We start from the raw sequence: 24,667 nt of genomic DNA on the forward strand, positions 1-24,667 counted from the left end.
CGACCTAGACCACAGACCAAAGTCGTTTTACCTGCATCTGAAGTTGTACCTTGCACCATAAGCGTTTTATTCAAAAAAGTTTTTTTATCAAACATATTTAATTCTCACATTTAGGTTTGGGATTAAACTCACTCACTCTTACGGGTAAATTAACGACTGTGCCACAACCTGGTGGAGCTTGCTTACCTGTCTCCTCATTTACAAAAGCCCATTTAATAGAGCTTGGCCTTGTATCTGCAATTGACTCTGGATTTAACTGTTTTAAATAACGAATATAGAGTTCTAGCGCGCCACTACTACCCGTTAAAGATGTTGGTTTATTATCGTCTCGGCCAACCCAAATAACGGTTGCTGTATTTTGATCAAAACCTGCAAACCAACTGTCTCTTAAGTTATTAGTTGTTCCTGTTTTACCCGCTAATTGAATAGTTGGAAAGTGTGACTTTAAACGTTTTGCAGTACCTTCTCGGGTGACTTTTTTCATTGCATAGCGCGTTAAGTAAGTAGACTCTTTTGAAAATACAGCTTTAGATTGTGCATTATGTTGATGCAAAATATTGCCAACAGAATCTGTTATAGCCGCAACAGTGGTTAATTTTTGATAATGTCCTGACAACGCCAATGTAGTATACATTTGAGCAACTTGAAAACTTGATAGTTCAACTGCACCTAGTAGCAATGAGGGATAAGTTTGAATTTCTTGATTTATGCCTAATTTATTTAGCGTTTTAGCAACATTTTCAACGCCAAGCTCTAAACCTAAATGAACCGCGGGTAAATTGATGCTATTACTAAATGCCTTATAAAGTGGCATATTGCCACGATATTTTCTGTCATAATTTACAGGTTGCCAGTTACGTCCTAGTTCATCATTAAGTGTGATAGGTTCGTCAGACAAAAGAGTGCCAAGGCTATATTCAGGCTCAGATAGTGCTGTTAAATACACTGCAGGTTTAACTAATGAACCAATATTGCGTTTAGCATCTAATACACGATTAAATCCAGAATAGGCTGTATTTCTATCAGCGACTAAAGCTGAAACGCCAGCTGATTGTAAATTCACTGAAATCATCGCCGCTTGCAGTTTATCTGCGGTTTTTCGCTTTTCTAAATAATATAAACTATTTACAACTGAATGTTCCATTGCAGTTTGTTTTTGCAAGTCAAAATAAGTAAATACACGCACGCCTGCATCTATGGTATCCATATCAGGCAATAACGTTTTTAAATGTCGGCTAACTAAATCTAAATAACCAGGATGTGCCACTTTAGTACTGCGTTTTAAGGATACAATAGACAAAGGACGATTTAAGGCTTGTTTATATTCTCTAGGACTGATCAACTGACTTTGAGCCATTAAACGAAGCACTAAGTCTCGCCTTTTCATTGCTCGTTCAGGATAACGTCTAGGGTTATAAAATGAGGGCCCTTTAACCAATCCAACCAATAGCGCTATTTGATCAAATTCTAGCTCATCTATCGGTTTGGCAAAATAAAACTCACTTGCCAGACCCATACCATGTACACCTTGATTATAAGCCTGACCTAGATAGACCTCATTTAAATACGCTTCTAAAATCTGATCTTTGCTATATCGGTAATCTAAAATCAATGCAATAAATGCCTCATTCACTTTACGTGTTAGAGTGCGCTCTCGACTTAAATAAAAGTTTTTAGCTAATTGTTGCGTTAATGTACTGCCTCCTTGTACTGTACGACCCGCTTTAATATTGGAATACAAAGCACGTAAAATAGATAAAGGTGAAACTCCGTGATGGGTATAAAAATCTTTATCTTCTACCACTTGTAATGTGTCTTTTAACATATCAGGCATACGCTCAAGCGGCACAAATTCACGGTCTTGTCCTGTAGCATTGCTTAAGCGAGCAATTTGCACAGGCTCTAATTTTTCACCGCTAAGTAAACGCCCTCTATTATCTTTTATTGCAACTAAGCGTTTACCACCAAATACAAGTTCAATAATAGAGTCCGACTCCGGACCTGTATAAAACTCAAACGCACGCCTGTATATTCTAATATTTTGATTGGCTTTATTCTTATCAATAACATATTGACCTGTATTTGTAATATGGTTGACTTGTGAATAATTAAGACGATTTAACTCCCAAATGACCTCATCACTTGATAAGTATTGACCAGGATAAAATGTCATCGCACGCGCATAAATTTGTGCCGGTAATTGCCATTTATTCCCTTCAAACTGACGAGTGATTTTTGAGTCTAAATAAATGAAATATAAAATGGCACATAAAGAAAAAGCTAACGTAGACTTCCAAAACACTGAGAATAACCAGCTAAATATACGTGCTTTAAGTGATTTATTAGCTTTGTTACTCTGTTTTTTTGAGGCTGATTTTTTTTTAGTTGGTGATTTTTTAGATACTGCTTTTTTAGCTGTCACTTTTTTAGCTGCAGATTTTTTAACAGGCTCTTTTTTTCCAGCTGTTTTTTTTGATATTTTGTCTTTAGCTGGGCTATTTGATTCTGGTGTTTTTTTTGTTGCCATTGATTTTATATTACGTCTTTTATTTGCTTTTAGGTTAAATGTATAAATAATTTGAAACAAAAATTACGTCTTATTTTACATTTATATTTACTAATAGCGTCTAGGATACAGATGTTTTAGCAGATAGAATAGATTTGCTTCGCTGCTCAATAAAAAATTAAGGAATATTCATGAAATACGTTAGGTTAGGTAGTAGCCCATTAGAAGTATCCCGCATTTGTTTAGGTAGCATGACATGGGGATTGCAAAATAATCAAACCGATGCCAATGCACAACTTGATTATGCCCAAGAGCAAGGTATTAACTTCATTGATACCGCAGAAATGTACGCAGTACCACCATCGGCAGACACCTATGGTCAAACCGAAAGCATTATAGGCAATTGGTTGGCTGCTAACCCATCAAGACGCAAAGAAATTATATTAGCATCAAAAATAGCAGGCCCTGGTTTTTCATATATTCGTGAAGGAAGTAATATAAGTGGTAAAACAGTGGTTCAAGCCGTTGAAGCATCTTTAAAGCGTTTACAAACAGATTATATCGATTTATATCAATTACATTGGCCTAATCGTACTTCACCACATTTTGGGAACCAATGGCCTAACACTATAAATTACACAGATGTAAATGCAACAGAGCAAACCGAACAAATGTTAGATATTTTGCAAGGTTTAGATAAATGTATTAAAGCAGGTAAAATTGGCTATTGTGGTTTATCAGACGATACACCTTGGGGCATAAACCAATACCTACGCTTAAGTGAGCAACACAATTTACCAAGAATGGTATCAATTCAAAATGAATTTAGCTTATTGCATGCTAAAGATTGGCCCTATTTAATTGAAAATTGTATTAATGAAGATATTGCTTATTTACCTTGGTCACCTTTGGCTACGGGGTTATTAACTGGTAAATATCAAAATGGCGCTCGCCCTGAAGGCAGTCGCTGGACCTTTATGCAACGCAATGGTTTATTTAGAGATACAGTTAATTCAAGTAAAGCAGTTGATGCATATTTAGATATTGCAAAACAGCACAATATTTCCCCAGCTAAATTAGCCCTAGGCTGGTGTAACCAAATCAATGGCGTAACTTCGACCATCATAGGTGCTACCACTATGGCACAGCTTGAACAAAATATAGATGCCTTTAGAGAACCTTTAATTCAAGCTGTTTTATCTGATATACAAGCTGTATTAAAGCAATACCCCATGCCTTTTTAATCAAACATTATTTGATTTAATTGATGCCACCAAGCTTATCTATTATTAAGCATTATTGATTAAAGCGAAACACATAGCCCTACAATGGTTTTGAAACTCGCTTTTTATATTAACAATGCTTTTAAGTTTCTATAAATAAAATACAAGCTGAAGTCCATTTATGCAGTTTATATTACGTTTTGTTAAAAATTTTTTATGTATTTTATTATAACCCTAGTATTTATAGGGCTTTAGTAACAACTCAGAATAAAAAATTTAATGTTTAATTTCTTATTTATGACTATAAAAGTCATTCATTGATGCGTAAAATGCGCGTGTTTATTTATTATTAAGAGCTAAAAGTTCGTTATGCCTGACAATCATCAGCTAAATTCACAACCTGAATCGCCCCATATAGGCATCATTGGCGGTGGGATTGCGGGTTCAACAATCGCATTACGTTTAGCTGAGCTCGGCATTAAAGTGACTTTGATTGAAAAAGGTTCCTCTTTAGTCAATGGCCCGCCAATTTGTCATTTACATGCTGGCGGAAATTTATATCGTGAAATATCAGAACAACAATGCCTTACGCTGTTGCGCCAATCAATTGATACCTTAAAAGTATATAAACACAGTGCGAATATTCGTCCAACCGTAATCGCGCTGCCCCAGCATGATAAAAGCCAGCCTGAAGATTTAATTCCCAGACTGAATATACTTCAAGCCGAATATCAACAATTAATTGAACAAGACTCTAGTAATCAAGTTTTAGGTCCTTCAGATAATTATTTTAGACTTTATAGTAAAAGTAAATTAATTAAACTGGCTAAAAAAGCATTACCACTTAAAGCGCAAAACTCGGATGATTGGATGATCCCGGTTGCTAAGAATTTAGACTTTGATACTGTGAAGTTTCCGTTAATTTTAGTACAAGAATATGGGTTAAGCGCTTTTCGCCTTGCTGCTACAACGATATTAGCCACTGACAAGTTAAATACCTGCCAAGTTCTTACCAACACTAAAGCCATAAATATTACTAAAACAAAAAATTCATGGAAAATAAAAACAAACAACATGAACAGTCCAATTATTGCAGTTGACTATTTGGTTAATGCATGCGGTTTTAAAACAGGTGAAATTGACGATATGTTAATGCTTAAACGTCATCGTATGGTGGAATTTAAAGCAGCATATATTACACATTGGCACGAGTGCAAAGGCCAGTGGCCTGAAGTGATAGTTCATGGAGAACGCGGCACACCTCAAGGCATGGCACAATTAACCCCTTATGCAAATGGCTATTTTCAGCTCCATGGTATGACACAAGATATCACCTTATTTAAGGATGGATTAGTCTCTACAAGTGAAACTAGTGCCCAACCTCAACTTGAGCAAAAGTTTATAAATAAAATAGATAATGCTTGGCAGGCTCAAAATGTATTTGCCAGAACCAAAAAATCAATAGAACATATGACACAATTCATTCCTAAATTCTGTTCAGCTCAAATGGGTGGAAATCCTTTATTTGGCGCACAACAAATTCCTGGTAATGATCCCGACTTACGAGCTGCCGACGTGACTTTTAATGATAATAATTATGCCAGAGCCGAAATTGTAAAAGCTTCATCAGCTTTAGATAGTGCGAACTTGATTATAAATAAACTCATTGAAAAGGGTTTAATACAATTAAATAAATCTGATATTAAGCTTCAATTTTCAGTCACTCATTCACTCACACAAGCTGAAGTAACTAAAAAAGCATTAAGCTTAGCAAAACAAAGAAATTACCCTACCGATTTAGCCAAAGTAACAAATACTTAACGAATAGTATCAGGTTTTATAAAAGATCTAAGCTTCAATTAACCGGCTTTGATATTGCTTGGATAATTCACCAAGGTAGGAATCTTTTTTACACAAAAATGCGAATAATAACTTTGAGTATTCCGGAGTAACTGCACTTTCAATACTCTTTCGTTTTATTAAGTTTTCTGACCAAATTACCACTTTTTTATATTCACCCAATAATTCCAGGCTGAGAATATCATTAAATACAGAGGCATACCTAAATATGGGTGCAAAGGCAATATCAACCAATGTGAACCCTGAATCATCAAAATAGCCTTGAGAAGAGATATTTTGTTCAAGTATTTTAAATTGCGCATCTAATTGATTAAATACTTCTAAATATAAAGTTTTGTTACCCGCACTATATAATTTGCCAATGTTCTGCAGCATGTTTGAAGCAAACTCAATCCATGCACGCTGTTTCGCTTTCGCTAAAGGTTTTGATGACAATAATGCATTGCCTGCAATATCATTAATGTATTCAGCGATCACCGCAGACTCAAACAATACACTATTATCATCAACAACTAAAATCGGTACTTTCGATGTTGGAGATAATTTTTTAAACCAGCTAGGTTTATTATTTAAATCAATATCAATTCGTTTGTAATCAATATTTAACTCTTCTAACGCTGCCACTGCGCGTTGTACATAAGGACACAACTTATGGCTAATTAAAGTCAGTTGCTTATTCTGTAGTTCAATCATAATAGTCTCCGTGAAGTATGAGGGTTTATTGTTAATGAAACTATTATATTGTGTGCAAATAAGTTATTAAACACTCGATTCTGCACTTTCAGTGTGCAAAAATAAACAAGAGATAATCAAAACGACTTGTGACCAAAAATATATGAATTGGGACGATTTAAGGTATTTTTTAGCGCTTGCGAGGTTAAATACTGTAAGCGCAGCTGGTCGAGATCTAGGTGTAAAGCATACAACTGTTTCAAGGCGCATAAAAGCACTTGAACAACAATTAAAGACTCGGCTTTTTGATCAATTACATTACGGTTATGCCTTAACGCAAGCTGGTGAAAACTTATATCCACACGCTGTGATTATGGAAGAACAAGCGCATTCACTTGACCGAAATATACTCGGTTTGGACTCTCAATTAGAGGGGAGATTAAAACTGACCGCTGCTCATGATGTTTTTAGCCGCTTAGTTATTCCACATTTAGGCCTTTTTAAGCGTGCTTATCCTAAAATAGATTTACAATTATTAGGTGCCACAGGTTTAGCTGATTTATCTGCTCGTCAAGCTGACATTGCATTAAGGCTCACGGCAAAGCCACCTGATAATTTAATTGGTAAGCGTGTATTACCTTTAACATTAGGTATTTATGCTAGTAAAAAGTATCTTGATAGTCTTGATGATATAAACCACCCCAAAGATGCTGTTCTTTGGCAAGATGAACAAATACCTGATTGGTTAAACCAACATTTTTCATCATGTAACGTGACAGTGAGAGCCAATGATGTGACCACAATATTAGCTTGCTTGAATAATCATATGGGTATTGCAAGAATCCCATGCTATTTAGGTGACTCATCACCTGAATTACGTCGAATCGATATCCCCTTATCTCCTTCAAAGTGGAGTGTTTGGGTACTTAGCCATGTAGATTTAAGAGCGACAGCAAGAGTACGGGCTTGTAGAACATTTTTAATAGATATTATTAAAGGCCAAGAAAATTTAATCAGTGGTTTGCAGTCTCAATATTATCGTTAAGACGTTATTAAAATATTTTATTGATATAAAAACCTGAACTAACTATCATTTAATTAGTTCAGGTTAATTAAATTAACTTTCTCTAATAATATAATCGAATGCTGAAAGTGATGCTTTTGCGCCTTCGCCCATCGCAATTACAATTTGCTTATATGGCACAGTTGAAACATCGCCTGCGGCAAATATACCCGGCTCTGTGGTATGACATTTTTCGTCAATAATCACTTCGCCATGTTGTGTGCGCTCAACGACACCATTTAAAAAATCACTATTAGGTATTAAGCCTATCTGTACAAAAATACCCGATAAATCTTGTCGTTTAAGCTCGCCTGTTATTCTGTCTTGATAATCAAGGGCTGCAACTTTACCATTTACAGCTATCACTTCTTTTACAGCTGCACTTTTTATAATCGTAATTTTGTCATGTTTCATGGCTTTTTCTATCAGTACTTGATCAGCTTTTAGTTCAGGTAAAAATTCAAATACAGTCACATGATTTACCATGCCTGCTAAATCAAGCGCGGCTTCTATTCCTGAGTTACCACCACCAACAACAGCGACATCTTTGCCTTTAAAAAATGGTCCATCACAATGAGGACAATAAGCGACCCCCGAACCGATATTTTCTTTTTCGCCTGGTACACCTAGCTCACGCCATTTTGCTCCTGTGGCAACAATCACCGTTTTAGTGTCTATTACTTCACCACTTGAAAGAAAAAGCTTTTTTGGTGCTTTTGTATTTGAGCCATCTTTTTCAACTTTATCAACACGTAAAAACTCTTTAATGGTGATATCGTAATCACTTAAATGTGCTTGCATATTACCAGTGAGTTCAGAGCCTGTGGTTTTTGGTACTGAGATCAGGTTTTCAATGCCAACGGTATCTTTTACTTGACCACCAATACGATCGGCAATCATAGTGACATTTAAACCTTTACGTGCTGCATAAATTGCAGCTGCCACACCAGCAGGGCCTGCACCTATCACAGTGACATCTTGCAGTGGTAATTGTTCTGTTTTTTTACTTTCTACTATATTGGGAAAGCGTTTGATCAGTTTATCAATTAACTGAGCTGTATCTATTTTACCGTTTGCAAATAACTCGCCGTTTAAATAAACACTAGGCACGCCTTGAATATTACGCTCATCAATTAACTCTTTAAATAAACCGCCATCTATCATTTCACTACTGATAAAATCATTTAATAAGGCAAATTGATTGAGTGATTGCACAACATCAGGACAGTTATGACAGCTTAATGATATAAATACTTCGAAATGTAATTTATCAGAAATATTTTTAACCATATTCGTTAGGGTTTTATCTAGCTTTAGCTCAGTGCCAGATGATTGCAAAATAGCTAAAATAAGCGAGTTAAATTCGTGTCCGCTGGGTATACCTGAAAAATGAATGCCGTTATTTTTACCTTCAACTTCTAAATAAAAGGTGATTGGACTACGTAAATTATCATCACGTTCTACTAATTCTAAATTATCTGATACAGACGTTATGTGTGATAAAAATTCTTTTAATTCTTGTCGTTTAGTATGTTCACCAGTTTGTAAAACTAGTGACACCTTGTTAGTCATATTTTGGGTGTAATTTTTTAATGCATTTAAAATATCGTTACTTAACATAGGGGCAACCTTATAACTGAACTCGCTTGTTTAAATCAAAGAGAACTGAACTGGTGAACTAAAGACGGAAGAATTATCTTCCGTAAATTTTTTATATGTTGTCTTAAATTTTACCTACTAAATCCAAGCTAGGTGTTAATGTTGCTTCGCCTTGCTCCCAAGCTGCAGGACATACCTCACCATCGTTATCACGAACATATTGTGCCGCTTTTACGTTACGAACCATGTCTTTTGCACTTCGGCCGATGCCACCTGCATGAATATGTGCAACTTGAATTACGCCATCAGGGTCAGCTAAAAATGTGCCGCGATGTGCCATGTGGTCTTCTTCAATCATCACATCAAAACCGCGAGTGATAGTGCCTGTTTGGTCGCCAATCATAGGGAATTTAATTTTGCCTATCGCATCAGACGAATCGTGCCATGCTTTGTGTGAGAAATGTGTATCTGTTGATACTGCATATACTTCCACACCTAATTCTTGTAACTCTTGATATTGATTAGCCATGTCTTCTAATTCAGTTGGACATACAAATGTGAAATCAGCTGGGTAGAATAAAAAGATTGACCATTTACCTTTTACGCTATCTGTTGTTACTTCAACAAATTCGCCATTGTGAAATGCTTGCGCTTTAAATTCTGGGATAGTTTTGCCTATTTGAGCCATGAGTAATTCCTCGTAATTTTAATTTGAAATTGATGTATTTCGTTTTGTTTAAAAGCATGTTTGCTTTCGATGGATGTATATTAGAATTAACCTAGAGATTAATAAATTTGATTAAACTGATATTAATGTTCTAAAAAACTGAACGACTCATAATTGCAATGAAGAATAAATAAACATGGACTAAAGTTAATGAGCGTTTATTCACTTAATTCGTTATTTCTCAATCGAGGTTAAGGCATATGTCTAATAAAAAGTTAACAACTGCGGTGGGCTGCCCAGTGGCAGATAATCAAAATGTGATGACTGCAGGGGAGCGCGGACCACAGCTTTTACAAGATGTATGGTTTTTAGAAAAGTTGGCTCACTTTGATCGTGAAGTCATACCTGAAAGGCGTATGCATGCCAAAGGCTCAGGTGCATTTGGTAAATTTACAGTAACGAATGACATTACAAAATATACACGGGCCAAGATATTTTCTGAAATAGGTAAAACAACCGAGCTTTTCACGCGTTTTACTACGGTTGCAGGCGAAAGAGGCGCGGCAGATGCCGAGCGAGATATTCGTGGCTTTGCTGTTAAGTTTTATACCGAAGAAGGCAATTGGGATTTGGTTGGCAATAATACCCCGGTGTTCTTTTTAAGAGATCCTTTGAAATTTCCTGATTTGAATCATGCGGTAAAACGCGATCCTAAAACCAATATGCGCAGTGCGACCAATAACTGGGATTTTTGGACCTCTTTACCTGAAGCATTACACCAAATCACTATTGTTATGAGTGATAGGGGCATTCCTGCAACTTATCGTCATATGCATGGTTTTGGCAGCCATACTTTTAGTTTTATCAATGCTGATAACGAACGGTTTTGGGTTAAGTTTCACTTAAAATCTCAGCAAGGTATTAAAAACTTAACCGATGCAGAGGCTGAAGCCATTGTAGGTAAAGACAGGGAAAGCCATCAAAAAGATTTATTTGAAGCCATTGAAAATAATGAATTTCCAAAATGGGCATTAAAAGTACAAATTATGCCAGAAGCAGATGCTAAGAAAGTAAGGTATAACCCTTTTGATTTAACTAAAATATGGCCTCATAAAGATTACCCTTTAATTGATGTTGGCATTATGGAGTTAAATCATAATCCTGAGAACTTTTTTGCGGATGTAGAACAATCCGCTTTTAATCCAGCTAGTGTGGTACCTGGTATTGGTTTTTCACCAGATAAAATGCTACAAGGACGATTGTTTTCATATGGTGATGCACAACGTTATCGTTTGGGTGTAAACCATAATCATATTCCAGTAAATGCACCGAAATGTCCGGTGAATAGCTACCACAGAGATGGACAAATGAGAACTGATGGTAATCAGGGATCTACAATTGGTTATGAGCCAAACAATAATGGGGAGTGGTCTGAGCAGCCTGGTTTTTCGGAACCACCATTAGATTTACAAGGGTATGCAGATCATTGGGATCATCGTGAGGATGATGATTACTTTTCTCAAGCGGGTGATTTATTTAGACTCATGACTGCGCAGCAACAACAAGCATTATTTGCGAATACAGCAGGGTCAATGGATAGTGTTCCCGACAAAATAAAACTAAGGCATATCAAACATTGTACTGCGGCTGATCCCAGCTATGGCGCGGGAATAAAGACGGCATTAAAGTTATAATATAAAAACTAAAAAAGGGAATACTCTGGGTGTAAAGTATTCCCTTTGATTAAATTACTTTTTATTTCAAATCAAATCTATCTAATTGCATGACTTTAACCCAAGCAGATATAAAGTCATTTACAAACTTTTTGTTGGCATCATCTGATGCATATACTTCAGCTATGGCTCTTAGTTCTGTATTAGAACCGAATATGAGATCAACAGGGGTTGCTTGATATTTTAATTTACCTGAAGCACGATCATGTCCTAAATATATACCTGGCTTGCTATCTTTAGTCCATACGGTAGACATGTCTAATAAGTTGACAAAAAAATCATTGGTTAACACACCCGGTTTGTTAGTAAATACACCTAATGCCGAACCATCATAGTTTGCATTTAACACGCGCATACCACCTACAAGCACTGTCATTTCGGGTACATTTAAGCCAAGCGTATTGGCTTTATCAATTAACATTTCTGCTGGTGACATATCACTTTCGTCAGAATAGTAATTTCTAAAACCATCGGCTGTCGGTTTTAAATAGTTAAATGACTGAACGTTAGTTTGAGCTTGTGTCGCATCAGCACGCCCCGGTGTAAATGGTACTGTAATGTTATGGCCAACTTGTTTTGCTGCATTTTCAATTGCAGCAGCGCCACTTAACACAATTAAATCAGCGAGTGAAACCTGTTTACTTGAGGATTTACTATTAAACCTCTCTTGGATTGATTTTAGTTTTGTTAATACTGTTTTTAACTGTTTAGGGTTATTCACAGCCCAAGTACTTTGCGGAGCAAGGTTTATACGGGCACCATTTGCACCACCGCGCATATCGGTTATACGATGGCTAGAAGCGGCAGCCCACGCTGTTTTTATAAGCTCTGAATTATCTAATCCTAAGTTTAAAATTTGCTTTTTAAGATTGCTAATATCATTTTTGGCAATAAGTTTATGATCAATGCTTGGAATAGGGTCTTGCCATGATAAAACTTCATTTGGTACGTCAGTGCCAACATATCTCGCACGTGGACCCATATCGCGATGGGTTAATTTAAACCATGCTTTAGCAAATGCTTTATCAAATTCTGAAGGGTCTTTTTGAAAACGTAAAACGATTTTTCTAAATTCCGAGTCTTCTTTTAATGCAATATCGGTAGTAAACATAATAGGTGCATTACGCTTGTTTGGAATATGCGCATCAGGCACTAAGTTGGCTGCGGCTTTGTTATCAGGAGTCCACTGTTTAGCGCCAGCTGGGCTTTTAGTTAATATCCAATTAAAGTTCATTAGGTTATCTAAATAATTAGATGACCATTGTGTTGGTGTGACTGTCCAAGCACCTTCTAAACCACTTGTTATGGTATCTGCACCAACACCTGTTCCACATTTATTTTTCCAGCCTAAGCCTTGAGATTCAATATTGGCTGCAGCGGGCTCAGCACCAACACATTTATTGGGCTTTTTAGCACCATGTGCTTTACCTAAAGTATGGCCACCAGCAATTAAAGCGACTATTTCTTCATCATTCATAGCCATACGACCAAATGACATTCTGATGTCATTAGCTGCTAATAACGGATCTGGTTTACCATGTGGCCCTTCAGGGTTAACGTAAATTAAACCCATTTCAACAGCTGCTAGTGGCCCTTTTAATTTTCCCTTTTTATCACGGCGTTTATCCGAAAGCATTTTTGTTTCAGGTCCCCAATAAACTAAATCTGGTTCCCAGTCATCAGTTCTACCACCGGCAAAACCTAAAGTTTTAAAACCCATAGATTCAAGGGCGACATTGCCTGACAGTACCATTAAATCAGCCCAAGATATTTTACGTCCATATTTTTGTTTAACTGGCCATAATAATCGACGCGCTTTGTCTAAGTTAGCATTATCTGGCCAGCTATTAAGTGGGTCGAATCTTTGCTGTCCGCCAGATGCACCACCACGTCCATCATGTACGCGATAAACGCCAGCACTATGCCACGCCATTCTAATCATCAACGGACCGTAATGCCCCCAGTCCGCAGGCCACCAAATCTTTGAATCTGTAAGTGTCGTTTGAATATCTTTTTTAAGTATTGCTAAATCAAGACTCGCAAACTCTTTTGCATAATTGAATTGTTCGCCATAAGGGTTGGATTCGACACTATGTTGGCGAAGTGGGCTTAAATTTAACTGCTCAGGCCACCAAAATTGATTGGTTTTTGCTTCATTTGTCGCTAAAGCTGTAGAAGACATCATCATAGATGACATCGCTACAGAGATAGTAGCTGCAATAGGGAATGATTTTTTAAACATTGTTTTACCTTCAGATACATCATTAATTTCGATTGATATAAATCTTAGAAGTAAAGGTTTCGCTTTTATAATTGATAAAATAGAAGATAACGTTCGATTTTTTATTCGTGCACTGTGATGACTTACTGATTAGAATCTATGAAACGGTATTAAGAAACACCATAAAAATATGATTTCATTAAAACAATTACACTATGCACTGGCGATTGAAAAAACGCTACACTTTAAAAAAGCGGCCGAAGCGTGCAATGTATCACAATCGGCTTTAAGTACAGCAATCAATGAGCTTGAAAAACAGTTAGATATCACAATTTTTGAGCGAAATAATAAACAAGTTTTAATCACTAATGATGGTCAGTTAATCCTCAATAAAGCTAAAAAAGTAAAGTTAGAACTTGATGAGTTATTACAAATATCACAATTAAATAAACAAGCTTTTACAGCGCCTATGAGTATAGGTGTGATCCCTACCATAGGGCCTTATCTATTACCTAAAGTATTACCTGAAGTACGATCACAGTACCCTGATTTCAAATTGAAAATAGTTGAAGAACAATCTCATACTCTCGTTGATATGGTTCGAAGCGGTGAAATAGATGCTGCTATATTAGCTTTGCCTTATCCTATCGAAGGTCTGATGAATTTTGACTTTTGGCAGGAGGATTTTTATTTGGTGTGTCATAAAGATGAGTGCCCAAGTAAAGTGCAAGAAATTACCAGTGAAGAGTTAGAAATAGAAAAGTTGATGCTATTAAAAGATGGTCATTGTTTAAAGGAGCATGCATTAGCAGCCTGTCAATTACAAAACAAAAAGCAAGATTCATATTTTGATTCCGCAAGCTTACATACATTAATCCAAATGGTTGCGGGTAAGCTTGGCACAACTTTAGTGCCACAAATGGCATTAGATCAATTAACTTATAATGAATCTGAACTGCGAGCGATACATTTGAATGAGCCAGGTCCTCACAGAACTATTGCATTAATAATTAGACCCAACTATGTCAGAACCAATGAGTTAACCATGCTTCAGGATATTTTTACCAAGCAACTGACTAAAAAGTGCGCTTAAAGTAATATATTCTATTTTCTAGAATAATATCTTTCATTTAACTTAATATACTGAACTATAAAAATACATCACACTGGTTTCATCTTAAACAAGCAAGGTGATCAATATGGAAAGTATTTTAAACAAGCTCAAATCAATCTTAAATTCAACTATTAAAAACAATGTAAGTGAACAAAAGGATGCTGATTGTAACTACTCAAACAATTATTATGGCGATCAATATTGCCAACCTAGGTCAATAAAAATAACGTTCTAAACAAATTTTTTATATGAAAACTGTTATGAAAATTTGGTAGATATCACTTTTAGTTTTTGAAAATAAGATGAGACGAGAGCTCAGGAAGCATGATTTATATCAAAACATAGTTTTATGCATTTAATTTTAGTAAATTCAATGGAATAAAGTGTTCGTATACAACATGCTTTTTAACTAAACACGAATTCATTACCTTTAAGTAATAGCACTTAATAAATCAGTAAAGTCTGACAAGACTAACTCAGGCTGATGTACTGCAATATCTTCACCATAGTTATAACCATAAGTGAGCCCTATGCTTTGCATCTTTGCAGCTTTAGCAGCCAAGATATCATTTTTAGAATCACCGATCATAATGCATCGTTCTGCTGTCACTGATAACTTTTCACATGCATAATTAAGTGGTAATGGGTCTGGTTTACGCTTAGCTAACGTATCCCCGCCAATTATTAGCTCAAATAAACCATCCATCCCTAATCCAATTAGAATAGGTGATATAAATCGTTCAGGCTTATTTGTGATTATAGCGAGCCTAAAACCTTTTTCTTTCAAAGACTTTAATGTATCAACAACACCACTATAAGGCTTGGTTTCACAGCATACATTTGCCTCATAAGAGGCTAAAAATATTTTAAGTGCTTTATCACTCAACTCAACATCCAATGACTTTGAAATTTCAGTACTACCGGATAAAGCACGTTGTATTAATACTTGAGCACCATTTCCCACCCAACCTCTAATAATCTTTTGATCAAAACTGGCTAATCCTAGCTCTGCTAATGTTTGATTAACCGCTAGTGCTAAATCAGGGGCACTATCAACTAAAGTGCCATCTAAATCAAAAAGCAGTACATTTTTATTTTCAAATTTCAAAGGAGGTTTCTCTTTTTAAAAGCTTAACTCATATTAACATTTCAGTATTTAAATAAGAATAAATGTTTTATCATCAATTTTAATCATAAAAACAATAAAATACAGCGTAGATACAAAATAGAAGCTTATGAATCATAAAATATCTATATATAAAGCCTTCACATTAATTTGCCTGCCTTTTGCTATTGTTTATCAGTTAATTTGGTCACAAGTTTTCACTCAAATATTATCTAAAAACTGGAGCCAAGATCGATATTCTTTATTAACAAATATTAAGTTTTTCTGTGAAATATGTATTTATGCTTTGATGCTACTTATGTTAATTAAATTTACCCATAAACCAAATAAATTAATGGCTTACATTATTTATGGCATCTTTGCTCTTATACAGTTAATCACTTTAAAAGCGCTGTGCATCAATCTTGGTCTTATCTCATTTTAAAAAAGTAAAATATGGAGTTTAAACTTATTCAAGCAACTCAAACAGATATCCCCTATTTATTTGATTTAAGAAAACGCACTATGGCTGAGCATTTTGAACAAGCGGGTTTATTTTTATCAGATGACGAGCATTTATTTCGTCTTAAAGATTTTTATGAGTGTTCATATATTATCTATTATAAGGATGCCAAAGTGGGTACTCTTAAATACCGAGAATTAGAACATGTCATTGAAATTATACAAATACAAATTCATCCAGATCATCAAGGTAAAGGCTTAGGTAAAAAGATGATATTAACGATTCTTAATGATGCAAAAGAAAAACCTGTTGAGCTAATTGTATTAAAGAATAACCCTGCAAAAAATCTATATGAAAAACTTGGTTTTAAAATTTTTAAAGAAAACGAACATGAGTTTTATATGAAAACATAGTTTTATAAGTCCTCTATAACTAATCATAAAATACGGAATAATTACATGATAAAAATACTTATCTCTGCCTTTTCACTTGTGCTACTTTTGACAAGTAAAATAGCCATCGCATCAAGTTTCAACCTAGGTGAAAGAGTCAATATAAACTCAACAATTTTAAATGAAGATCGTACCTTACAAATAATATTACCTGAAAACTATTATGCCAACCCAAATGCAACTTTCCCTGTCATTTACCTGTTAGATGGTGATTATAATATTCATGGTGCATCGGGTATCTTAGATTTATTAGCCAACAAAGCACAGATGATCCCTGATGTTATTTTGGTGGGGATCGCAGATAAAGGAACTGATAAATACCGACAATATATGACACCTGAAGGTTTAACTTCCCCATTAAAAGATACGGATAAAGGTAAAGCAAACCTGTTTCTCGCCTTTTTAGATAAAGAAGTCAAAACATATATAAAAACACACTATCGCGCTGCTAATCATTCAACGCTTGTAGGGCACTCTATTGGTGGATTATTTGTATTAAATGCTTTGCTAGAATCACCTAGCTCTTTTCATAATTACATATCGAGTAGCCCGTCCCTTTGGTTAAATAACCAAGCACTCACAAAAACAGCGAAGGATAAAATCAATAAAAATACACACAAAGGTGTTTCACTATATTTATCCCTGGGTGATGAAACAAGAATGAATCAATACGGTTTCATTAATGTATTAGATGATTTACAGCCTAAAAATATCAACTGGCAATTCAAACATTACCCAGATGAAAACCATAATTCTGTTGGTTTAATTTCACTTCGTAATAATTTAAAAATGATATTTAAAGGTTGGTTTATAAGTGAAACTGAACTTAGGAGAAGTCACTCAGCAGACACAATTCTTACGCATTATAAAAATTTAATCCATAAATTAAAAATTAACCAAGCTATTCCAACACCAAGCATAAAAGCTGCAATACGGTATTTTTATATCAATAAAGAATCAAAGGATATCAATACTTTTATGTCTAAAGTAAAACAAGCACTGCCCGCTTCCGAGCAAGGTTTTATTATCATGCAAGCAAGCTATATCAGTCATTTTGATTCTCCAAAAGCAGCTCTTAATTTATTAAAATCAAATGAAAACAAATTTGAATACTCGATTGAATACATGAAAAACATAGCAACAGGTTATGAGCAGTTAAAAGATAAAAATTCAGCGATTATTTATTTTAAAAAAGCTCTTTCATTAGCAAAAAAACAAAATGCAAATCAATGGCAAATGAGTATCATTGAAGCTAAATTGCTTAAGTTAAAAAACCAATAATTTCTTAACTCTAGTCGCTTATCAGTTTGTGTTGTGCTCTGATAAGCTTTGACTCATTCGAATAAAATTGAATTAAACTTACATTCTTTAATAATCATGCATTAAATACTTTCGTTTCACGAGTTTAAGCTACAATTAACAGACCTATTTATAATTGATATAAAATAGATTTGGATTTAAAGCATGACATTGAAGTCAAGTTTGGACTTACACCATTTATTAGATAATATGCAAACTTTTGTATCTATTCTTGATACGGCTGGCATATTAATTTTTGCTAATCAGTCCCCAACAATTCAAACGGGTCTGATTGAGTCTGATATTATTGGTAAAGCATTTTGGGAATCTTCTTGGTTTCAGTACGACAGTAATTTAATAAACTTAATTAAACAAGACTGCGAGGCTTGTGCATTAGGGAGCTCAGTTAAAAGAGAAATACAAATTAGCGTAAATAATGAGCTTGTATGGATAGATTTTAGCATGCAAGCTTCAATTGATAATACAGGTGAAATTACTCAGTTAGTCGTTGAAGCAAGACAAATTACGCAACAGAAACAAACAGCAGCACTATTAAATGACTCCGAAAGAAAGAGCCATGCTTGGCTTGAAAACTCACCTATTTGTACCAAAATTGTAGACCTTAATTTCAACTTAAGATACATGAGCTCTGCTGGAGTTAAATCTTTAAAAATAAAAGATATTAATACTTTCTATAACAAACCCTATCCATTCGAATTTTACCCATCAAATTTTAAACAAAAAATGCTCGTTTGTTTAAATCAGGTAATAAATACAAAAACAATCACAAAATTAGAAGCGCAGGTTATTGACTTAAATTCAAATGAAATTTGGTTTCACTCTACACTCGTTCCCGTACTCAATAAAATGAATGATCTTGATTATATTATTATTGTATCTATTGATATTTCAGAACAAAAAAATGCAGAACAAGAGCTAAAACAGTTAAATAAAGAACTAGAAGCGAGAGTAATACAAAGAACAAAGCAATTAGAGCTTGCTAATCAACAATTAAAATACATAAGTGAAACAGATCCATTAACAAAAATAGCCAACCGCAGAGTATATGAACGTAAGCTTCTTGAGAATATAGCCTTGGCTAAACGTGCACAACAGTACCTCTCCTTATTAATGATAGATATTGATCATTTTAAAGAATACAACGATCACTACGGGCATGATGTTGGAGATATTGCATTATCAAAAGTAGCTAAAACAATAGAAAGTTCATTATCAAGAGAGGTAGACTTTACAGCACGATTTGGAGGTGAGGAGTTTGTTGTATTATTGCCTTCAACTAATGAACAAGGTGCATTTGAAGTCGCTGAAACAATTAGAAATAATGTTCAAGACTTACTAATTAAACATGAGTTTTCTTCTTGTTTAAATATATTAACAATAAGCATAGGTATTGCTTCTTTAAAGGCTGAGGAAATTAATGGTGATTTACTATTAAAAAAAGCAGATACCGCATTATATCAAGCAAAAAATGGTGGCCGTAACCTTTGTCATAAAGCATCTAAAAGTCTTTAAATTATTATAAACTTATTATTGTTATAAAATAGAAACCCTTCTAAGCATACGCCATGTAGCAGGTTTCTATTTAAGGCATTGAATAACATAATAAATATTAAGTTAGATCAAAATCTAGAATACTCTAAAGGTTTTTTCAATAGAAATTGTTTCAAATCGAAACTCTCCACTAATTTTGGCTGTAAGCAAAGCATCACCAAATAATATATTAGAGACATCCCCAGTTTGCAGGTTTATTGCATCTGGCATATTAGTTGACCATTCAATTTTTATGTTTTCAATTCCTTCAGCTTCCAAATTTTGTGGTAAATATAAAGAGCCTGAACGATAAAAATGAGGTCCACTTCGATTAGCCATCACTATGCCATGGGTTAAATAACGTTGGGCTAACCTCAAGGGGGAACCGACAGCGCCAAGTAGAGTGACATAGTTTATTTGATTAGCGCCAGAAAATACCATTGAAGTATTAAATCCACTTGTATAAACAACTTTATCCGATAATATCCCAATTTGGCTAATATCACTTTTAACATCAGCTAATAACTTTTTAGATTCATAAGCCTTATTTTTATGAGTTAAAATACTGATATCATTCATACCAGCAGCCGCAACTAATTTTGCATTTACATTAATTGTTAAATATTGCAGCTCATGATCAAGTGATACAATTTGAGATAACGTCAGGTTATTTGAATTAAAGTCTAAAAATAAAACATCTTGCTGGCCGCTTTCCATTACCACCAACTCTTGATTACTCATAAAGTATACTTGTTCTAGTTTTCGGTTTGCATCTTGATAACTTGACAATAAACTCATTTTTTCTAAATCTATAACGATTAATTTTCCACTATTTTTTTCAGTATACGCAAGTAATTTACCATCATTGGAAATACTGATATGACTGACACTTTCAAAATCTTTTAGTCTATACCCTGTATCAATACTTAAAGTGAGTTCATGTCCAGATAACCGATAAATCTCTTGTCCTAAGCTGCCTTTCAAAACAACGGCAACAAATTTAGCATCTTCTGTCGTGCTCATAGTGACTAAAGCATTGTTATAACATGAAGCTTCACTTGTATTAATCGGTGGTATTATCGTTGGCTCATCAACAACTGGTGTTGAAGCTGAACTATAAGCATCAATCACCATAGCTGATTTATTTTGAGTGAGAGAGTTTTTAGTTTTAACTTTAATTTTAACTGGTGTTTCAGTCTCTTTATTAATTATTGATGATAAAAACAAACCAAAGTTTCCACTTGCCTGACATACATCAGGAGCTGAAGTTGCCTGCTCAGTTGTTAATAAATAAAAGTTATTTTCATTAAGGTGCTGCTTTATTTCTGCAATATCTATAGTACGAGTTTGTGTTGAATAATCCCAATCATCATCATCATCATCATCATCATCATCATCATCATCATCATCATCATCATCATCAGATGTTGCAACTATAGATTGACGAAAGCTAACTAATGGTTGTTCTGATGGCGCATTTGATTCAATTGCCGTGTAAGCACCATTATTCGCATTAAGGCTGATTAATTGATTATCATTGGTAACAATAATTGCTCTACCAGTCACAGGGTGAAGATCAAATTTACTAACACTGGTTGTTCCTTCAGCATCAAGTGGATAAAAATCACTGATGATTAAACCTGAATTTGTAAGGTCGTCTAAATGACTCTGAGTTGTTTTAACAGAAAAACTATTACTATAAATCATAAGATCAATGGTTGCGGTAATATTAAGATATGGATTGTTACTATTTAGTTTATTTGTATAAACCAAAGAGTTAATTATCTCTTCAGCAACATCAACAGGGCCATCCACTTTATCTAGCAAAGTAAAATCAAGTCCAAGTTTTTCAGTTAAATAATGTTTTGCTTTATCAATGCTTCCTTCCACAAGCGGATTGTACATCACTTCATTATTAATTAAGGTTGTAAATGGCGTAACAACCTTGCTGCCACCTACCCCTGTTAAAATAAAATCATCATAGTCAGTTATCACAGGGTTGTATTGTGTAATATTAAGCTCTGAGTCTTCAGAGCTATTAATTTTCAACTCACCTTCATCACATAAACCATTTAAATTATTATCAATGCAATCTTGTACATTTGCATTATATCGCTGCTTTTTTATATCAGGGATCACAGCATCATTACTAGACCCTCCACACCCATAAAGAAATAGAAAACATAAGATTAGCATCATCTTAGAATGTCGCTTTATTACCATTGTAAATACCAGTAGTCGATTTCGGGCAATTATTCCAGCATTTACCTGAAATAGCAATGATAATGAGAATAGTTATTGATACAGTATTTACTTTAATTTAGAATGCTGCGCACTTTAACTATGGGAAATTTAAATGAATACCTCACTATTTAGGGCATTACTGGTTACACAGCTCATGTTTAGTTTGATAGCTTGCGGTGGTTCTGGTAATAAACCAGATCAAATAATTGAAAAACCTACAACCGAAACTATAGCCATTATTAATATTAACGGTATTGCGATTGATGGTTATTTGAGCATGGCAAAAGTTTGTATCGATCTTAATAATAATTATCAATGTGATGGTGCCAGTGAGTACCAAACAATCACAGATAGTGAAGGAAAATTCACCTTATCAATGCCCGAAATAAATGTAACCGCAGGGCCTTTGCTTATAACCACTTCAGCAGGTATTACGATTGATAGTGATCACCCTGAACAAACGATCACCAAACCCTATTTTTTACTCGCCCCTAGTACTTTAAACGCAATAGCTGAACCTAAAGTAATTTCACCATTAACCACTCTCATTTATGCAAAACTGCAAGCACAATCCGACCAGTTATCACCGGATCAAGCTTTAGATGCAGCAGAAAAACAAATATTAAGCCAATTAAAATTAACCTCTGCCGAACAGTTATATGGTGATTTTATAAAAGCAGCAGTACAAAGTAATTTAACGCAAGAACAACAAAAAGCGAATCAAAGAACAAAAATGCAAGCTCAAGTAATAGCTGACGTCATGGCAAAAGGGCTTGAAGCATCTAAAAACAATGCGGCATATGGCAAAGATACTCAAGCAGCTAAACTGTTTTTACAAAAATTTACTGAAAATTCAATCGAATTAGTCGCAAAAAAAATAGACAACGCCATCTCTTTAGGTATTACTGAAGCAAGCAATATTGCAGATGATATAATCGACAATAATCCCCAATTAATTGTTTCAACTATAGAAATAGAACAAGGTTTTATAGAGCAAACACCCGCTCCAACAAATGGCATTGTTGATGATAATCAAAATACATTTTCTTGGGCTATCGTTCCCGGGTTTATTGATATAAATGATTATGAATATAGCCTTGATGAAGGCCAAATATGGCAAAGTGTAGCTGATAATTTCAAAATAAACATTGGAAATATTGACCTTGGAGTTAACAAATTACAAGTTCGCGTTAAAGCAAAAAATCAAATGCAAGCCGGTAAGGTTTTAAGCAATAATTCAGCCTTTTATAAACAACATGAAGGTGCAGGAACTCCAAAACTAATTGCTGTAAATGATCAACTCAATCATGACAATGTTCAGTGGCAGTTTGTCGAAAACTTTGACAATATTAATGACTATGAAATGAGCCTTGATGGCGCAAACTCATGGCAAGCAGCAACCACTCCAATTATTATTGGTGATATAAACCTTGGTATAAATCAAATTCATGTTCGTGTAAAAGCAGGCGTTCATCGAGATGTAGGTCAATCCTTAATTATTTCGCAAGCATTTACCAAATATATAATACCAGATGCCGCTTTTGCTCCAACGTATATTGCTTCTGATGATATCAATAATACATTTACATTTGCACTCATTAGCGACTTCCCACATATTTCAAATTATGAAGTGAAAATTAATTCTGAGCTATGGTTCAATGCAACAAATAATATAATCCAATTAGAAGATAAAGAGTACGCTATAGGCAGTATTAAAGTGAGAGTTAAAGGTGATGAAGCCAGCCTACGCCCAGCTGGTAATACTTTAACTAACCCGATAGCCTTTACTGTGAAGCCTTTGCCAGCAGAACCTCCAACTAATGGCGTAGTTGATGATAACCAAAATACCTTCAGCTGGACGCCTGTGCCTAATTTCAACTCAGCCACGGATTATGAATATAGCCTAAATGCAGGACTAACATGGCAAGACGTTACTGGTAATTTAGTTATTAATATAGGAAATATAGACATTGGCATAAATAAAGTACACGTTAGAGTTAAAGCAAAAGGCCAGCGTGATGCAGGTGAAGTCTTAAACAACTCCATCGCCTTTTACAAACAATATGCAGCTCCAGCCGCTCCTATACTAATAGCAATAAATGATGAATACAATTTAGACAATGTTCAATGGGATTTTACATCTGGTTTTAACAAAATCAGTGACTATGAAATGAGCCTTAACGGCAATAATTCTTGGATAGCTGCAACCTCTCCTATTCAAATAGGTAATATAAACCTTGATATCAACCAGATATATATACGTGTAAAAGCAGGTGTTCATCGAGATGCAGGCGAGCCTTTAATTATTTCACACGCTTTCACTAAATATATTATTCCCAACGCCCCTGATGCACCAGGTTTAATTGAATTAGATGATATCAATAATCTTTTTATTTTTAGAATAAACAATCAGTTTCCTGAAATATCTCATTACGAAACACAGATAAATCAAGCTTCATGGGAAACAGCAAATAGTCAAGAGATCCAATTAGAGGAAGAATATTATGGCCCCGGCAGTATTAAAGTAAGGGTCAAAGCAGATGAAACAACGCAACGTCCGGCCGGTAATATTTTAAGTAATTCTGTCGCTTTTACTATAAAAGCATTATCCGTTAATGCGCCAACAAATGGCGTCGTTGATGATAATCAAAATACTTTTAGTTGGAGCCCAGTACCAGGGTTTATCACTGCAAATGACTATGAATACTCTTTAAATGCAGGACAAACATGGCGAACTGTCGATAATAACTTAACAATTAACATAGGTAATATTTCGCTGGCTATCAACAGGCTACAAGTACGGGTTGCTGAAAACTTAAATCCGGGTAACAATAAAGCAGGTGCTATTTTAAGTAACCATATTGCTTATACTGTTTCAACTTCTCCTGTTAACGT

General features: G+C 34.8%; 15 protein-coding genes and 1 pseudogene. 9 read left to right on the forward strand and 7 right to left on the reverse strand.

Annotation, left to right across the window (positions count from 1 at the left end; translation table 11 throughout):
* Positions 1-97: 97 nt before the first annotated feature.
* Entirely contained in the window at positions 98-2,527 is a 2,430-nt protein-coding gene (gene mrcB, locus BM088_RS11975; protein WP_091984254.1) for a penicillin-binding protein 1B, read from the reverse strand.
* A gap of 170 nt (positions 2,528-2,697) precedes the next feature.
* Between mrcB and BM088_RS11980 the strand changes: the two genes are divergently transcribed.
* Both BM088_RS11980 and BM088_RS11985 read left to right on the forward strand, forming a co-directional pair.
* Entirely contained in the window at positions 2,698-3,750 is a 1,053-nt protein-coding gene (locus tag BM088_RS11980) for an aldo/keto reductase (RefSeq protein ID WP_091984031.1), read from the forward strand.
* 348 nt (positions 3,751-4,098) lie between these two features.
* On the forward strand, positions 4,099-5,550 hold the full coding sequence (locus BM088_RS11985; RefSeq protein WP_091984034.1) for an FAD-dependent oxidoreductase: 1,452 nt from the start codon (positions 4,099-4,101) through the stop codon (positions 5,548-5,550).
* A 27-nt stretch (positions 5,551-5,577) separates the two neighbouring features.
* Here the strand turns inward: BM088_RS11985 and BM088_RS11990 are convergent, their stop codons facing one another.
* The gene (locus BM088_RS11990) at positions 5,578-6,282 is read right to left on the reverse strand and encodes a glutathione S-transferase family protein (RefSeq protein ID WP_091984036.1); all 705 of its coding nucleotides are present in this window, start codon (positions 6,280-6,282) and stop codon (positions 5,578-5,580) included.
* 142 nt (positions 6,283-6,424) lie between these two features.
* On the opposite strand from BM088_RS11990, the gene BM088_RS11995 reads away from it, so the two are divergent.
* Positions 6,425-7,306, forward strand: coding sequence for a LysR family transcriptional regulator (locus BM088_RS11995; RefSeq protein WP_091984038.1), 882 nt, complete (start codon positions 6,425-6,427; stop codon positions 7,304-7,306).
* Between the two features lie 72 nt (positions 7,307-7,378).
* Here BM088_RS11995 and ahpF read toward each other — a convergent pair whose 3' ends face one another.
* Positions 7,379-8,944, reverse strand: coding sequence for an alkyl hydroperoxide reductase subunit F (ahpF, locus tag BM088_RS12000; protein ID WP_091984041.1), 1,566 nt, complete (start codon positions 8,942-8,944; stop codon positions 7,379-7,381).
* A 103-nt stretch (positions 8,945-9,047) separates the two neighbouring features.
* Positions 9,048-9,611: an alkyl hydroperoxide reductase subunit C gene (ahpC, locus tag BM088_RS12005; protein WP_091984043.1), complete on the reverse strand. Its 564-nt coding sequence runs from the start codon at positions 9,609-9,611 to the stop codon at positions 9,048-9,050.
* Between the two features lie 239 nt (positions 9,612-9,850).
* Between ahpC and BM088_RS12010 the strand changes: the two genes are divergently transcribed.
* Positions 9,851-11,284: a catalase gene (locus BM088_RS12010; RefSeq protein WP_091984046.1), complete on the forward strand. Its 1,434-nt coding sequence runs from the start codon at positions 9,851-9,853 to the stop codon at positions 11,282-11,284.
* 61 nt (positions 11,285-11,345) lie between these two features.
* Here BM088_RS12010 and katG read toward each other — a convergent pair whose 3' ends face one another.
* The gene (gene katG / locus BM088_RS12015; RefSeq protein ID WP_091984049.1) at positions 11,346-13,565 is read right to left on the reverse strand and encodes a catalase/peroxidase HPI; all 2,220 of its coding nucleotides are present in this window, start codon (positions 13,563-13,565) and stop codon (positions 11,346-11,348) included.
* 169 nt (positions 13,566-13,734) lie between these two features.
* Between katG and BM088_RS12020 the strand changes: the two genes are divergently transcribed.
* A complete protein-coding gene (locus BM088_RS12020; RefSeq protein ID WP_091984052.1) occupies positions 13,735-14,637 on the forward strand; it encodes a hydrogen peroxide-inducible genes activator in 903 nt (300 codons plus the stop codon).
* A gap of 451 nt (positions 14,638-15,088) precedes the next feature.
* Here the strand turns inward: BM088_RS12020 and BM088_RS12025 are convergent, their stop codons facing one another.
* Positions 15,089-15,766, reverse strand: a complete 678-nt coding sequence (locus BM088_RS12025; protein ID WP_091984054.1) for a phosphoglycolate phosphatase — start codon at positions 15,764-15,766, stop codon at positions 15,089-15,091.
* Between the two features lie 453 nt (positions 15,767-16,219).
* Between BM088_RS12025 and BM088_RS12035 the strand changes: the two genes are divergently transcribed.
* The 3 genes from BM088_RS12035 to BM088_RS12045 all read left to right on the forward strand — a co-directional run bounded on the left by BM088_RS12035 (position 16,220) and on the right by BM088_RS12045 (position 19,510).
* Complete coding sequence (locus tag BM088_RS12035) at positions 16,220-16,639, forward strand: GNAT family N-acetyltransferase (RefSeq protein WP_091984058.1); 420 nt, start codon at positions 16,220-16,222, stop codon at positions 16,637-16,639.
* A gap of 45 nt (positions 16,640-16,684) precedes the next feature.
* Positions 16,685-17,959 carry an alpha/beta hydrolase gene (locus BM088_RS12040; protein ID WP_091984061.1) on the forward strand — a complete coding sequence of 425 codons (1,275 nt, stop codon included), beginning with the start codon at positions 16,685-16,687 and terminating at the stop codon, positions 17,957-17,959.
* A 183-nt stretch (positions 17,960-18,142) separates the two neighbouring features.
* Entirely contained in the window at positions 18,143-19,510 is a 1,368-nt protein-coding gene (locus BM088_RS12045; RefSeq protein ID WP_091984064.1) for a sensor domain-containing diguanylate cyclase, read from the forward strand.
* 114 nt (positions 19,511-19,624) lie between these two features.
* On the opposite strand, the gene BM088_RS27230 is transcribed toward BM088_RS12045, so the two are convergent.
* Entirely contained in the window at positions 19,625-21,727 is a 2,103-nt protein-coding gene (locus tag BM088_RS27230) for a hypothetical protein (protein ID WP_091984067.1), read from the reverse strand.
* A gap of 157 nt (positions 21,728-21,884) precedes the next feature.
* Here BM088_RS27230 and BM088_RS27235 point away from each other — a divergent pair.
* Positions 21,885-24,667 (forward strand): annotated as a pseudogene (locus BM088_RS27235) (hypothetical protein); the annotation flags it as partial.

The sequence above is a fragment of the Pseudoalteromonas denitrificans DSM 6059 genome (genome assembly GCF_900112265.1).
GTDB lineage: Bacteria > Pseudomonadota > Gammaproteobacteria > Enterobacterales > Alteromonadaceae > Pseudoalteromonas > Pseudoalteromonas denitrificans.